The sequence below is a fragment of the Nostoc sp. UHCC 0252 genome, assembly GCF_034931145.1.
Lineage (GTDB): Bacteria > Cyanobacteriota > Cyanobacteriia > Cyanobacteriales > Nostocaceae > Nostoc.
Genome location: NZ_JAYGHE010000110.1, coordinates 2,461 through 16,600, shown reverse-complemented (window position 1 = coordinate 16,600; position 14,140 = coordinate 2,461). Strand labels below are relative to the sequence as shown.

At 39.6% G+C, this 14,140-nt stretch carries 12 protein-coding genes and 2 pseudogenes; 7 read left to right on the top strand and 7 right to left on the bottom strand.

Going from position 1 to position 14,140, the window contains the following annotated elements:
• A pseudogene (locus VB732_RS33335) lies at window positions 1-513 on the bottom strand (ISAs1 family transposase); the annotation flags it as partial.
• Between the two features lie 136 nt (window positions 514-649).
• On the opposite strand from VB732_RS33335, the gene VB732_RS33330 reads away from it, so the two are divergent.
• The 6 genes and pseudogenes from VB732_RS33330 to VB732_RS33305 form a co-directional block, all read left to right on the top strand.
• Window positions 650-877 carry a hypothetical protein gene (locus VB732_RS33330; RefSeq protein ID WP_323235112.1) on the top strand — a complete coding sequence of 76 codons (228 nt, stop codon included), beginning with the start codon at window positions 650-652 and terminating at the stop codon, window positions 875-877.
• A 216-nt stretch (window positions 878-1,093) separates the two neighbouring features.
• A complete protein-coding gene (locus VB732_RS33325) occupies window positions 1,094-1,414 on the top strand; it encodes a hypothetical protein (RefSeq protein WP_323235111.1) in 321 nt (106 codons plus the stop codon).
• Between the two features lie 16 nt (window positions 1,415-1,430).
• Window positions 1,431-3,512, top strand: coding sequence for a dynamin family protein (locus VB732_RS33320; RefSeq protein WP_323235110.1), 2,082 nt, complete (start codon window positions 1,431-1,433; stop codon window positions 3,510-3,512).
• Window positions 3,513-4,034: 522 nt separating this feature from the next.
• Window positions 4,035-6,278 (top strand): dynamin family protein, encoded by a 2,244-nt coding sequence (locus tag VB732_RS33315; RefSeq protein ID WP_323235109.1) that lies wholly within the window; start codon window positions 4,035-4,037, stop codon window positions 6,276-6,278.
• A 118-nt stretch (window positions 6,279-6,396) separates the two neighbouring features.
• Window positions 6,397-7,113: a DUF305 domain-containing protein gene (locus VB732_RS33310; protein ID WP_323235108.1), complete on the top strand. Its 717-nt coding sequence runs from the start codon at window positions 6,397-6,399 to the stop codon at window positions 7,111-7,113.
• Window positions 7,114-7,236: 123 nt separating this feature from the next.
• Window positions 7,237-7,440: pseudogene (locus VB732_RS33305) on the top strand (helix-turn-helix domain-containing protein); the annotation flags it as partial.
• Window positions 7,441-7,527: 87 nt separating this feature from the next.
• Here the strand turns inward: VB732_RS33305 and VB732_RS33300 are convergent.
• From VB732_RS33300 to VB732_RS33290, 3 genes are all read right to left on the bottom strand, one after another.
• A complete protein-coding gene (locus VB732_RS33300; RefSeq protein ID WP_323235107.1) occupies window positions 7,528-7,896 on the bottom strand; it encodes a type II toxin-antitoxin system PemK/MazF family toxin in 369 nt (122 codons plus the stop codon).
• The gene (locus VB732_RS33295; RefSeq protein WP_323235106.1) at window positions 7,862-8,113 is read right to left on the bottom strand and encodes a hypothetical protein; all 252 of its coding nucleotides are present in this window, start codon (window positions 8,111-8,113) and stop codon (window positions 7,862-7,864) included. Before VB732_RS33295 ends, VB732_RS33300 begins: the two co-directional genes overlap by 35 nt.
• A gap of 457 nt (window positions 8,114-8,570) precedes the next feature.
• Window positions 8,571-9,209 (bottom strand): peroxiredoxin, encoded by a 639-nt coding sequence (locus VB732_RS33290; RefSeq protein WP_114085723.1) that lies wholly within the window; start codon window positions 9,207-9,209, stop codon window positions 8,571-8,573.
• Between the two features lie 508 nt (window positions 9,210-9,717).
• Here VB732_RS33290 and VB732_RS33285 point away from each other — a divergent pair.
• Entirely contained in the window at window positions 9,718-10,431 is a 714-nt protein-coding gene (locus VB732_RS33285) for a hypothetical protein (RefSeq protein ID WP_323235105.1), read from the top strand.
• A 2-nt stretch (window positions 10,432-10,433) separates the two neighbouring features.
• Here VB732_RS33285 and hpsP read toward each other — a convergent pair whose 3' ends face one another.
• From hpsP to hpsN, 3 genes are all read right to left on the bottom strand, one after another.
• Window positions 10,434-11,606 (bottom strand): hormogonium polysaccharide biosynthesis glycosyltransferase HpsP, encoded by a 1,173-nt coding sequence (gene hpsP / locus VB732_RS33280; RefSeq protein WP_323235104.1) that lies wholly within the window; start codon window positions 11,604-11,606, stop codon window positions 10,434-10,436.
• Between the two features lie 110 nt (window positions 11,607-11,716).
• Window positions 11,717-12,892, bottom strand: coding sequence for a hormogonium polysaccharide biosynthesis glycosyltransferase HpsO (gene hpsO, locus VB732_RS33275; protein ID WP_323235103.1), 1,176 nt, complete (start codon window positions 12,890-12,892; stop codon window positions 11,717-11,719).
• Between the two features lie 52 nt (window positions 12,893-12,944).
• Window positions 12,945-13,925, bottom strand: coding sequence for a hormogonium polysaccharide biosynthesis glycosyltransferase HpsN (gene hpsN / locus VB732_RS33270; protein WP_323235102.1), 981 nt, complete (start codon window positions 13,923-13,925; stop codon window positions 12,945-12,947).
• Window positions 13,926-14,140: the final 215 nt, after the last annotated feature.

The following is a 14,140-nucleotide window of genomic DNA, read 5'->3' as shown; positions in this document are numbered from 1 at the left end:
AATATCATGAGAGATAAATCTTTGGGCAATTGTGATGGAAGTATAACCATTTCGACGAAGTATGTTAAGTGCGATCGCTCTGATGATGGAAAGATTTGTCGGAGCATTGCCCAGACGGATTGTTGAACTATCCTCCTTCAAAACGACATCCTTCACCCAATGAAGGCAATTTTCGATACCCCAGTGCCCGCGAATACCGAGAGCAAATTCCTTGGCTGTGCAAATCAAACTGCTAATATAACAGACAATCTGATGATATTTTTTCCCCTTTCTTGTTCCAAATCTTTCAACCCTGATTAAAGATTTTATTCCAGTCCATTCTGGGTCAATTCCATTTAAATCATGAAAAACTTCTACAGTACGTGTTGTGAATCTATCTCTAGTTTTTTCTGTCTCTACTACACGACTTGTCGGTTTTCTTAGGGCAGCAATGCGTTTAATATGGCTATGTAGTTTTGGCTGATTATCTTTAACCGCAATAACGTAATCGTTACCACTTTCTAGAATTATTTTGCAAGTTTTTTTTGGCCGACAACAAGTCCTCTTTTACAAGCAAAGATTGATACTATGCTGACAAAATTTTGACTCGATGAATCGTAGTTTTTCACCGTACCCTTAATACTTTTACCATCTGTCGCACACCATTCTGATGCTAACTGCCTTAGATTCGGCAAAGGCAAAAATAGAAACCCTTGAAAAGAGCATTTGCGAAACCTCAGAACGCTTAGTTGGTGGTGTGGTGTTGAAGTATGGCAAAGATAGCCGGGAATACGAGATGATAGGCGGGGTACGCAAAAGCGATCGCGTTCGTAAAGCGATCATTACCCGGTTAAAAACCACCGCAGACTCAAAAGCGGCTGCTACACAGACAATGTAATGAGCGATATGTAGGCATCGTTACACTGTGAATGATGCCCATTGCCTTGCATAGGCGTAGCCCACCGTAAGCATTGCACGATCGCACCTTAATAAGCAATGAAAAATTAAATAGTAATTTTACTGGTGTTTTTAAATAATTCCGTGAGTTAGGATACACCATGATTGATAAGTGAATGCTGACATCTTTTCATGGTTTTAGACAGGATGGATACCAATGACATCTGAAAGCGATCGCCAAAAAGAACTTGAACAACGAGAACGCATATTACGAGAGCGAGAAGTTGAATTGCGACTCCAAAAAATGGAAACTGACATCCATGCTACTGATGCGGCTTTTCATCAAACTGCGAAGCATCAACCAGATCAGAAACCTTGGATGAAAAAACTGATTCTGGGTGGAAAGTTGTTTGCTCTTGCTGTAGTAACACTAGTTGCAGTGAGAATAGCCTCTGTGTTGGCTGGATTTATTATTGTTGGTGCGTTGGGGTGGATATCTTACAAATTATTTTTGGAATCTAAAAAAACCAATCTTTAATTAAGGTCTAAATATTATGACTAATCAAGTAGCAACTGACAGATTTATCCAAGATTTAGAGCGGGTTGCTCAAGTGCGATCGGAGATGTCTGTGTGTTTGAGCAAGCTAGCTGAAACAATTAATCAAGCTGAGTTGGCTGGCGACTCTTCATCAGGTAAACTCAGCTTAGAGCGAGATATTGAAGATATTACAGTAGCTAGTAAAAATCTCCGTCAAGGTGTATTTCGCCTTTTAGTCTTGGGGGATATGAAGCGAGGAAAGAGTACATTTCTGAACGCTTTAATTGGTGAAAACTTATTACCAAGCGACGTTAACCCTTGTACCGCAGTATTGACAGTTTTACGCTATGGGCCAGAAAAGAAAGTTACCATTCATTTTAATGATGGAAAAAGCCCACAACAGCTAGATTTTCAAAACTTTAAATATAAATATACTATTGATCCGGCTGAAGCTAAAAAACTAGAGCAGGAGAAAAAACAAGCCTTTCCAGATGTCGATTATGCAGTAGTTGAGTATCCCTTAACGCTACTAGAAAAGGGAATTGAAATTGTCGATAGTCCAGGATTGAATGATACAGAAGCGCGAAACGAATTATCTTTGGGTTATGTAAATAACTGCCATGCAATTCTGTTTGTGATGAGAGCTTCTCAACCTTGTACCTTGGGTGAGCGTCGCTACCTAGAAAATTATATCAAAGGTCGAGGATTGACTGTTTTTTTCTTAGTTAATGCTTGGGATCAGGTGCGAGAATCATTGATTGATCCTGATGATGTTGAAGAATTACAAGCATCTGAGGATAGATTACGGCAAGTTTTCAAGGCAAATTTAGCAGAATATTGTTCTGTAGAAGGTCAAAATATTTATGACGAACGGGTGTTTGAGCTTTCGTCAATTCAAGCACTCAGACGACGGTTGAAGAATCCCCAAGCTGATTTAGACGGGACTGGCTTTCCGAAGTTTATGGAAGCCCTTAATACATTTCTTACCAGAGAACGTGCGATCGCAGAACTTCGTCAAGTCAGAACCTTGGCAAGACTTGCCTGCAATCATACCCGCGAAGCAGTTGCAAGGCGTATACCATTACTCGATCAAGATGTAAATGAATTAAAAAAACGGATTGATTCAGTAGAACCTGAATTTAACAAACTCACAGGTATCCGAGATGAATTCCAAAAAGAAATTATCAATACCAGAGACACTCAAGCAAGAACAATTTCTGAATCTTTTCGCAGCTACGTTTTAAACTTAGGTAATACTTTTGAAACCGATTTCTTACGCTATCAGCCGGAATTAAATTTGTTTGATTTTCTCAGTAGTGGGAAACGAGAAGCATTTAACATCGCACTGCAAAAAGCCTTTGAGCAATATATCACCGACAAATCTGCGGCTTGGACATTAACTGCTGAAAAAGATATTAACGCAGCTTTTAAAGAACTTTCTCGCAGTGCTGCACAATATGGCGCATCTTACAATCAAATCACAGATCAAATTACAGAAAAGCTCACCGGACAAGATGTAAAGGTACATACCACTACTACTACTGAAGAAGATAACTCTCCCGGTTGGGCAAAATGGGCAATGGGATTGTTATCACTGTCTAAAGGAAATCTTGCTGGTTTCGCAATGGCGGGGGCCGGATTTGATTGGAAAAATATCTTGTTAAACTACTTTACTGTAATTGGTATTGGTGGGATAATTACGGCAGTGACAGGTGTTTTACTTGGGCCAATCGGGTTTGCTTTGCTAGGTTTGGGAGTAGGATTTTTGCAAGCAGATCAAGCCCGTAAAGAGTTAGTTAAAACAGCTAAGAAAGAGTTAGTTAAACATCTACCGCAAGTCGCACACGAGCAATCTCAGGTTGTATACAATGCCGTGAAAGAGTGTTTTGACTCTTACGAAAGAGAAGTGAGTAAGCGGATAAACGATGATATTGTCTCTCGAAAATCTGAATTAGATAATTTAGTCAAACAGAAACAAACCCGCGAAATCAATCGTGAAGGTGAGTTGAATCGTTTAAAAAACTTACAGCAAGACGTAATAGCTCAGTTGCAAAAAATTGAAGCGGCGTATAGCAATTTGTTAGCTTACTATAGTTAATAAGAGTTTATTACTCTCATTCCCACATAGAAGCTAAAAATGCTCAGATGGAGGCCCTAAACTATTCCTTTCTTCTCTTTGCGTTCTTTGCGTCCTTTGCGGTTCGTTAAAATAATTGAATTTGGCAATTAGAAACGAACCGCGTAGACGCAAAGCGGCTTCCCACAGGGTAAGGCGCAAAGGACACAAAGAAAAAAGGAACTTTGACGCAACCTAAACCTAACAGAAAATAATGGTGTCAAAAGTCAATACCCTTGGGTTAATAAAAATCGTAGGTTGGGTTGAACTTTAGTGTTACCCAACAAAGTTTTGATAATGTTGGGTTTCGTTCCTCAACTCAACCTACCCAGTTTTATTTTTTAGCCTTAACTAAACCGTATTGTGTCAAAAATTTAGTCTTAATAAACTTTCCTATAGACGATAAATTGCTCACTAAGAATTAAACTTTTATTATATGTTAATTATGCCTAGCATAAACATAAAACGATATGCATGACTAGCTAGAATCTGAAAACGAGAACTATGCAACAACAGTATGAAGGTTATAAGGATTTAGCAGATTCTCTCAAAGCTGCATCTGCATTACTGAATTTAGAACGCAAATCGCAACTACATCAAGATATAATTACCATTTGCAATCATCTCGTTAATCCTAGCTTCCGCATTGCGGTATTTGGCCCTTTTAATCATGGCAAGTCTACCTTATTAAATGCCATGCTGGGAAATCGCACCTTACCAATTGATTTAATCCCAACTACAGGCGCATCGATTACTGTCAAGTATGGCTCTGATGTGCGAACTCGCATCATGTTGGTAGATGGTACAGAAGTTTATCGCAGTGGCACAGAAATTTTACAACAATTTGCAATTCTTGATGGTAATAGACAGATGCGAAAAGATGTAGCATCTGTAGAAGTTTTTTGTCCGCATCCATTCTTAGAAACAGGTGTAGAATTTCTCGATTTACCGGGAACAAATGATCGAGATGAACAAGATAATTTAGTTCGAGAACAACTTTTAAGTGCAGATTTAGTTATCCAATTACTAGATGCACGTAAGTTAATGACTTTAGGTGAACGGGAAAACTTACGAGATTGGTTATTAGATCGCGGTATTAAAACAGTTATTTTTGCCGCTAATTTTCTGAACTTACTCGAACCCGACGAGCAAAAACAAGTTCAAAATCGCCTACTGTTTGTTGCAGAAAGCTTTCGAGCCGAATTGCCTCCAGGTTTTAGTAATTTATACCGCGTTGATGCTTTACCTGCTTTAAGAGCGAGATTAAAAGGTGATGTTGCTGCCGCCAATAGTAGCGGGTTAGCGGCTTTTGAAACAGCTTTGCAAAATATTGTGGGGATTTTGCAACCAAATCGTGGTAGCGTGCGTTTGCCAAGAGTGCAAGCGATCGCTTCTCAAATTCAACTCTCATTAAAAGCTAAAATTGACCCACTTGCTCTTGAAATAAAATCTTTTGACGATAAACAAAATAGTAAAATTGAAATTAAACAAAAAGCAGCTAACTTAATTTATAAAGGCTTTATTACTAGCATCGAAGAATTATCCGATTGGTTAGCGTTAACTAATCTAATCACAAAATATCAAGCTGATGCGGCAGTTGCATTAGCAGAAAATAAATTTAAAGATTGGCAAACGAATACTCTTAAAAAAGACCTGAATCAATTAAAATTAGCGGCGGCAAAATGGCTTTATCAAGCTTACGAATTTTTCCAAGAAGAACGGCCGCAAGATTTATTAATTCCCTTTCCTAGCGAACCACAAGTAATATTACCCCCAAAGCCAAACAATACTGATGATTTGAGTGAACCTGGTTCTATCGCTGTTGGTGGTGGTATTGGTTGGTTATTAGGCGGCCCAGTCGGTGCTGCTGTCGTCGGAAGTATTTCTTATTTGTTAAACAAGAATATCCAAAAACAAGACGAACAATCAGCAAAGGAATCTTATCACCAGGAAATTGCTAAACTTTGTATAACTGCAACTGAAGATTATTTTTCTAGTTTTAGCAACCGGGGGTTATCCATTCTGGCTGAATATGAACGGCAAGCCGAAAAAGTAATATGCTTTGAATTCAGCCAAGAGCCAGGAGAACTTAGTAATAAACGCGAAAGTTTGCAACAATTACAAAATGGTTTTAATAGATTGCTACGAGAGTTAGAAAAAGTAAAAATCCTCTCAAATCATCAACCTTATAAAGAAATCCCAAAATCCACGAATATTAATAGAAAATATTCGCCACAGCCAGAGAGAGTTAGAATTTCCCCCAAAAAAGATCCTGTTATTAAACAACAGGAAAAGACTGTTAAGAATAGTGGCACAAGGCTAGAATCTGTTTCTCCACCACCAACGCCAAAAGCTCCTCCCTCTCCCCGGAAAGAAGAGGTAGAGGCGAAATTTCGTGATTGGGAACTCAATGAAGAAATAGCGCGAATGAAAGCAGAGATGCGTAGCCCTAATGCTTCTCGTCAGACATCGCCGAGTTCTCAAGCTAGCAAACAGCAAAATTCAACTCAAAGCAACAAAGCACCCAGTCAACCCAAAAGCCAGACGGAAAAAGATAAAATTACTCGCGCTTACAGCATTTTAGGATTGCAAGCTTATGCTTCTCAGGCTGAGGTAAAGCAGGCTTATAGAACTTTAGTTAAAAAATGGCATCCAGATTTGTTTGTGAATCAACCGCAACTGCTAAAACAAGCACAAGAGAAAATGCACTTATTTAATGATGCTTACACAATTTTGACTGATAAATAAACAACAAGATCCCCGACTTCTCAAAGAAGTCGGGGATCTTTAGATTTCATCCTAATTTCATTTCTGCCTGCCAAGCTAGTAAATAAATATAGAATTAAGAAACTATGAGGTGAGATTTATGGAACTGCTATCTTTGAGGAATGGCTTTTTGGCGTTAACCTTTAGTGCGATCGCTTCAACAGGTGGGTTAATGACAAGCTGTACTACTACTGCTTCCCAGAACCAAAGCCAAGCGCCAAAGGCAACCACCACTAATGCTAACGACAAGCAGATGATGAACCACGGTGACGGCATGAATCACGGTGGTGGCATGATGGATCACAACATGGCAATGGATTTGGGCCCAGCCGATGCTAATTTTGATTTACGGTTTATCGACGCTATGACACCGCACCATCAAGGGGCTGTGGAAATGGCTAAAGAAGCGCAGGTAAAATCAAAACGTCCTGAAATCAAAAAGCTAGCAGACAATATCATCAAATCGCAAAACCAAGAAATCATTCAGATGAAGCAGTGGCGACAAGCTTGGTATCCCAAGGCGGGAGATAAACCAATGGCCTACAACAGTCAAATGGGCCACATGATGGAAATGTCGTCTGATCAAATGAAAGCCATGATGATGAGTCAAGATTTAGGTGTAGCTAATACTGAATTTGATCTACGCTTTATCAATGCGATGATTCCTCACCACGAAGGGGCTGTAACAATGGCGCAAAATGTCTTAAGTAAGTCCAAGCGCCCTGAAATCAAAAAATTAGCCCAAGAAATTGTTAAGGCCCAAGATATAGAGATTAAAGAAATGCAACAGTGGCGGAAAGCTTGGTACAACAAGTAATTTGTAATTTGATATAGGTGTTTGGTTATTTCAGGAGCTATGTTTACGACGGGTTATCCCGGAGCAGCAGAATTTCATCCTAATTTCATTTATCAATGGAGACTGGGTAGGGAGTGTACCTAAAAGCACCCGCACCAAATTGTCACAACTGAACAGATTCGCAATCAACTTTGGGAGGTGAGTGCAGAACCCGTTAGTAATGTGGTGGTGGCTCAAATACGTTTGCTACGCCGCAGATTAGCCAGTAGTGGTTGTGGGAACCCCACTGAAAATATGCATGGTGTGGGATATCGTTTTAATCTCACCGATGAAAATCCCTATTCTTAATCGATGGCTCAAGAGAAAAGTACGCCTTGTTTGTTATTAAGAGCGTTCATCCACTGTAATGCCTTTGTTATGCTGCATTAGTTCTTACTACAATCGAAGTGTATCTCTCAATGCTTGGTCAATATTTGCTGTTGGTAGTGAGCCAATTACTTGATAAATTGCGGAGAGTGTAATTGTTGCTAAGTTATCAGCCATTACTACTGAATCTGCTAAAAGCCCAGATTGTTGTCCTTCTGGGGAACTTAGCAGTATAGTGACACGGCTAGGATATCCTGCTCGAAACATCTGGCTGGTAATCATAGCAACGATAACTTGGGGTAAACCTGTTTGCAAATTATCTGCTTGTACAATCAGAGCAGGTCGTGTTTTAGCAGTAGTCAGGTTAGAATTTGGAAATAGTACCAGAACAACATCACCTCGTTTAAAGGTTGGTTTTGGCTGCGTCATAGTTGTCATAGATACTCATTTCCTGGCTATCCCAATCATCTCCAAAGGTTGCTAAATGCGATCGCAAAATCTCAGCCTGGGCTTTGTTAATTCCCTGAGAAGCTAGGTCAATTTCATCTGACTTCATAAAAGTCACAATTACTCGCGTTCCTTCATCTATATCAGTGGGTTGTTCAGTGAGTTCCACTCGACCATTACGGTATGTTCCTTCAACACTGGTCAACATTTTTAACCTCGCTGCTTGTGAATAGTTAAATAGTGTGGCTTATAACAACAATTTTTTTCTGATTAAAAATATCTAGTCATATTTATAAACTACTGTTATTTGTTTTTCTAATTTGTTGCATTTGTGCGTTTAAACCTCTTAACCTTTTCAAGATATCTTTTCCTTTTTCATATCTAATACCTAATTTAAGCAACTGACGAATAGTAGATTTATTATAATTTAGTTCGCTAATAGCGAACTAAATTTGAAGAATTATGATGCGCTTGGCGATCGCACTAGGATACTGACAGGATAATCCTACCTAAACGTTTTCCTCTACAACTTCAAGCGGCTGTCAATGATGTCCTCCAGGTTCGGATGCCTAGCTTACCCCACTGGCTATATTCTCACGCAAAAAGCAAAGACGCAAAGTTATATCTTTGCGCCTTTGCTTTTTTATCCGAAATCATTCTCAGATTTACTTGTTAGGCTGAGGAGTCATCCGCAGATAGGGTTTGATTTCCTCGTAACCTTTGGGGAATTTCTCTTTGAGTACTTCTGGATCTTTCAATGAGGGGACAATTACAACATCCTCTCCATCTTTCCAGTCAGCTGGTGTCGCCACGCTGTAATTATCAGTCAATTGCAGAGAATCAATCACCCGCAAAATTTCATCAAAGTTACGTCCCGTGCTGGGAGGATAGGTAAAACTCAAACGGAGTTTTTTATTGGGGTCAATCACGAAAACCGATCGCACTGTCACAGTTGCATTAGCATTCGGGTGGATCATGTCGTAAAGCTCAGAAACCTTACGATCCGCATCCGCCAAAATTGGATAGTTAAGGGTGGTGCTTTGAGTTTCTTCAATGTCTCCCACCCAGCCTTTGTGAGATTCTACGTCATCAACGCTGAGTGCGATCGCTTTGACATTGCGCTTGTCAAATTCTGGTTTTAGCTTGGCAACCGTGCCAAGTTCTGTTGTACAAACAGGTGTAAAATCAGCAGGGTGAGAGAACAGCACAACCCAGCTGTCACCTGCCCATTGGTAAAAATCGATGTCGCCGTGTGTTGAGGCTTGCGTAAAGTTGGGTACTGTGTCACCGAGACGGAGAGCCATGTGAGATTCCCTGTAGTTAGAAAAGCATATATATTTTAGTATGCTATGCCATCATGACATAAAACCCCGATTTCTCAATCGGAGTTTAGCAGTTTGAAACAAAATTTTAGGTTGTTAAGACTTTCGTATAAGGGATTAAAAGGAGATAAAAACTATTGACGAAAGTACAGGTATATGCATAAGTTGATTATTCGTCTCTTTAGGTTTTTCTTTACATAGAGAATTGCAAATATCAGGGTGATATCCGACTAGAAGCCATTGCACATCTAGAGTTATTGAGTTGCCACTTTTCCAGAACATTGCAGAATTACGATAAACTTTTTCCAAACAGAATTCAGGAATCAAAAGCCAGAATTCAGAATTGAATTCTGAATTGATTTAGCGGATGAATAAGTGGGTTTAAGACCCCCGCTAAATCTTCAATTTAGCGGTCTACGATGAGTGGCGGGTTTGAATCCCCCCCTCATTGATTCTGACTTCTGAATTCTTCAATTTTAAAATTTTAATTATGATGATAGTAATCTTTTTAGTGATTGGTGTTATCCTCAGCACAACTGCAAGTTTTGTTTTCGGACTTCCCTGGTTGATGCCGATTTTAGGTGCTGCTATTCCCTATCCCATTTTCTTTTTACAAGTGCGTCGTCAACAATATAAAAGTGCTTTTTGGTGGATGTTCTTGTGGGGAGTGTTGCAGAGTATTGCTGTAATTGTAGCAACACTGCTTCTACCAGAAACAGCAGCAAAAGTCATCCACCGTGGACAGTCATACACTACAGAGATGTTGCACTGGATTCGCACGGGAGAAGGTTCAGAAGGTACACTTCGTTTATTTTTACCAAATCATTTATTGCACTACGGGATTTTTTGTATTCTCTGCGTTGTTACGTTGAGTAGTGCAGCATTGATTTTTGGGACTTGGATGCTCAATTATATGAATTTTTATGTTGCAGAATTGGTTAAAATGAGCGCCAAACCTTTGCTAGCAGCCATGTTAGGGTGGTATCCTTGGTCAATTTTGCGGATAATCGGGTTTATCGCCACTGGGGTAGCTTTAGCTGCATTGGGATTAAATCTAGTAACTCGCATCAGAGGCGAAGTTCCTAAATCTCCTTTTCCAAAAACTTATATGTTAATTGGGATTGGTTTTGTGATTGCGGATATCGTTGTGAAAGCAGTTCTAGCACCTATTTGGCAAAAACTACTGTTGTCTGCGTTGGGTTAAATTTATTTGTTTGTGAGAATTTTTTGGTAGGCTTGGATTGTTTGCTTTGCGATCGCATCCCAGCTAAAATTTTCTAAGGCATATTTTTGGGCGTTTAATCCCCGGCGTTGGCGTTCTGCGGGATTTTGCAAAGCTTCTTGCAATAACTCTACCAACGCTTGAACGTCTGTTGCGCCTACCCAACCCGACTCGCTATCACGTATCTGTTGACAAATATGCACTTGGTCAGAAATGACTACGGGTACACCTGCAACCATCGCTTCCGCTACAGCAATCCCAAAATTTTCGTAGTACGAAGGTAAAACAAATAAATCAGCAGCTTGTAGTAAACTAACTTTGAGTTCACCAGTAACAAAGCCTGTAATTGTAGTGTGCGATCGCAGTGGTGAATTTTGAATTTGGGATATTATCTTTTGTTCGTAATCTGGATCTTGAGGATTTGTCCCAGCTAAGACAAAATGAAACTTATAACCAACTGCTAACAGCTTCTCCAGCGCCGGAATCAACAAATTCAACCCTTTTTTTGGGTCAATTCGTGACATAAACAGCACCAACGGTACATCCTTTGGTATTTCTAACTGACTACATACATTTTTAATAGAAGATTGACGGGGAATCACACCCAAAGGAATTACCAAATCTGGCGTAGATACTCCAAATCGTTCTGATATTTTAGCTTCTTGCTCGCTAGTAAAATGAATTGCTGCCGCACCAGCTAAATTTTCGCGTTCTATCATTGCAACATAAAGCTTTTTTAATTGCTTCTTCTTGCGTAAATCAGCAGGATCGAGAGTACCCAAAGGACGGAAAATATAAGGTAGCTTTTGCTGACGGCACACAATAGCAGCAGCGCTAATTATTGGGGAGAATAGAGCGTGAATGTGTGCTATGTCAAACTCATGAGCATGACGTTTTAACCAGTTTAATAAATCTAGGGAAAATTTGTAGCGACGAAACGGCGCACAACGAAAGTAAATTATTTCATAGCCATCTTGTTTGATTGGTCGATTTAAAGGAACATCCAGAGGTGTTTGACCATTATCGCCATTACTATCAGTTGTGAGAATCGTAACTTCCACTCCCTCTTTTACCAACGCTGGAGCTAATCCAAGTACCATTTGACTCGGCCCACCGTAAATCAGAGAAATTGAGGGAACTATTTGTAATATTTTCATTTTTTTGTCATTTCTCAAGGAATTTTAACCCACGGAGGTGGGTTTTGTCTGTGTAGCCGCGACTTCTAGTCGCCAGGGCTAGTAATAAATTAGACTTTTCAAACATCCTATTAATGACTATTAACCAATTCTTGATAAAACTCTAATTGCTGTTTAGCCAAAGCTTGATTTGTATATTTAACCATTGCTTTTTGATAACCCATTTCACCGAGAGTATGAGCAAAATCCGGTTTATCCATTAACTTAACTAAGCAATTAGCAAGAGCTTGAACATCACCTTCAGGAAATACTAAGCCAGTATCGCCAATTACATAGGGAATTTCACCAGAATCAGAACCAATCACAGGAACTTGACAAGCCATTGCTTCAATTAACACATGACCAAATTGTTCTTTCCAGCCAACAGAAGTTAAGGTTTTGAACTTGTAAGTTGTTTCTGAAGGCAGTACTAAAGTACTCATTAAATTGATATAGTTAGCAACCTCATCATGGGGAACACTTTCTATTAAAATCAACCGTTCTTGAAGATTATTTTCTGCCGCAATTTTGAATAATTCAGTTTGTAACTCTCCCCTTCCCAGCAGCAGTAATTTCCAAGGTTTATTTTTCAATGTAATTAAGGCTTGCAAAAGCGTTAACAAACCCTTCTCTTGCACAAATCTTCCAACAAAACCTACTACAAAATCTTCTTTTTCAATGCCAAACTTAGCTGCTAACTCTGGTTGAGCTTTGGGAGTAAATAAACTTTCATCTACACCCAGTTGTGGCATTACTTTAATTGCACCTTGGTATCCTCTTTGTCGCAAAACCTCTGCCCCATCTTGATTGCCAGAAATAATACCGTGGCTGTGGTTGAGGTTATATTTTTCTAACAAAGCAATTGGCAGTTTCAGTTCATAAGGAAGATTCCACCAGGTAAAAAATACATTTTTTGCCTTGAGTCCTAATAGTTGATTTAAGGCAATCATCTGAGTATAAGCCAGACCCCTAGACCCTTGTTCCACTTGGATGATTTGCGGACGGAATTGTTTTAATAAAGATATCAAATCAGCACCAAATGTAAGAAGTCCCTGATGATTTTGACTAAAGTTAGAAACGGGAACTATTCTAAATCTGCCTTCATCACGGTATTCAGTTTCAATAATTCTGTTTTGTACGCCGCCTGGTTTCCAGCACTTTGGGACTACAACTGTCACTTCAATGTTAGGTTCTAGTTGAGATAAAGCGCGTAATTTTTCACAGTTGAGGTCTACGATATAAGTGTGACTAGCAACTAAGATTTTCATCTATCCTTTGTTATTCACTAATGACTAATGACCAATGACAAATGACTAATAACTAAACTTGTTCATCCAATCGACTGTAAATTTGACCATCGTTCCATAGTGATTGGATGACACTACCCAAGGCTTTGAAAAAACCCAAAATGTAGAATATAGCGCGAGTGGCAATTTTGATGGGGGAACCACTTTTATGGCAAGGTGGTCGTCCTAGAACGTGACAGTCAAATAAACGACCGTATAAGCGTAAAGCTTGAGCAAGAGTAAGGTTTTTCAGTCCTAGTAGGAAATGGTTGTGGTAAAAGGTGAGTTGATATTTTAGCGATCGCATACTAATATCATGACAACCCCCTGTTTCTTCGCCTAAATGCACCAAATGGGCTTCTGGGTCGTACCAAATCTTATATCCAGTTTTTCGCACCCGCAAACAAAAATCTGACTCTTCGCGCACTGCACTACCGCGAAATCTCTCATCAAACCTCAGCCCGTACTTAGTAAAAATTTCGCGGCGAAATGACATATTACAACCCCTCGCTGTTAGCACTTGCTGGGGTTTTATGGTATGCACTAAATCAATATGATACCAAGCAATTCCTGGATCCATAGCTTCGGGAGGCAGATATTCAATCTGTAAATCTCCTCCAGAATCACCTAATTTCATTCTGTCAAATACCCGTCCGGCGACAGCCCCCACTTCTGGATTTTGCAAATAATTTTTCGCATGGGCTGCTAACAACTCTGGGGTTAGCTGAACATCATCATCAATAAATAATATTATTTCACCAGAAGCCCGCCGCACGGCATAATTTCGCGCCCCTGGCAAACTTGCCCAATCTAAGCGCAACCATTTAATTTTACCTGCCCCCGCCATCTCTTCTAAATAGGCTTGAATTTCTGGTTGATGTTTTGAGGTTTGGTCTACTACTAAAACTTCAAAATTTGGATAGTCTTGTTTCAGGACATCCACGATGCTATCCCGTAGCGCTTCCTCTCGACCATAAGTCGGGATAACTACAGTAATTAATGGCCAATTATTCATGGTTTTTATTAAGTAATTTTTCTACTCTGATAATAGCCTTGTAAAAATTAATTTTCATTCAGGACTTATGGAAAAAACAGCCCAAATCTTGATTTTACGGTAGAGGCAATTCATGAATTGCCTTTATTGCGCTTGTAGCGGTTCCATTCAAATACGGTACAAGATTATATTGTGAGGTGTAGGGGCACGGCACTGCCCATTAGTGTCAACTTAAC

Bases quoted from the DNA above. Each gene is read 5' to 3' on its own strand.
- VB732_RS33330 (WP_323235112.1), top strand. From the start codon at position 650: ATGCTAACTGCCTTAGATTCGGCAAAGGCAAAAATAGAAACCCTTGAA.
- VB732_RS33325 (WP_323235111.1), top strand. From the start codon at position 1,094: ATGACATCTGAAAGCGATCGCCAAAAAGAACTTGAACAACGAGAACGC.
- VB732_RS33320 (WP_323235110.1), top strand. From the start codon at position 1,431: ATGACTAATCAAGTAGCAACTGACAGATTTATCCAAGATTTAGAGCGG.
- VB732_RS33315 (WP_323235109.1), top strand. From the start codon at position 4,035: ATGCAACAACAGTATGAAGGTTATAAGGATTTAGCAGATTCTCTCAAA.
- VB732_RS33310 (WP_323235108.1), top strand. From the start codon at position 6,397: ATGGAACTGCTATCTTTGAGGAATGGCTTTTTGGCGTTAACCTTTAGT.
- VB732_RS33300 (WP_323235107.1), bottom strand. From the start codon at position 7,896: ATGACAACTATGACGCAGCCAAAACCAACCTTTAAACGAGGTGATGTT.
- VB732_RS33295 (WP_323235106.1), bottom strand. From the start codon at position 8,113: ATGTTGACCAGTGTTGAAGGAACATACCGTAATGGTCGAGTGGAACTC.
- VB732_RS33290 (WP_114085723.1), bottom strand. From the start codon at position 9,209: ATGGCTCTCCGTCTCGGTGACACAGTACCCAACTTTACGCAAGCCTCA.
- VB732_RS33285 (WP_323235105.1), top strand. From the start codon at position 9,718: ATGATGATAGTAATCTTTTTAGTGATTGGTGTTATCCTCAGCACAACT.
- hpsP (WP_323235104.1), bottom strand. From the start codon at position 11,606: ATGAAAATATTACAAATAGTTCCCTCAATTTCTCTGATTTACGGTGGG.
- hpsO (WP_323235103.1), bottom strand. From the start codon at position 12,892: ATGAAAATCTTAGTTGCTAGTCACACTTATATCGTAGACCTCAACTGT.
- hpsN (WP_323235102.1), bottom strand. From the start codon at position 13,925: ATGAATAATTGGCCATTAATTACTGTAGTTATCCCGACTTATGGTCGA.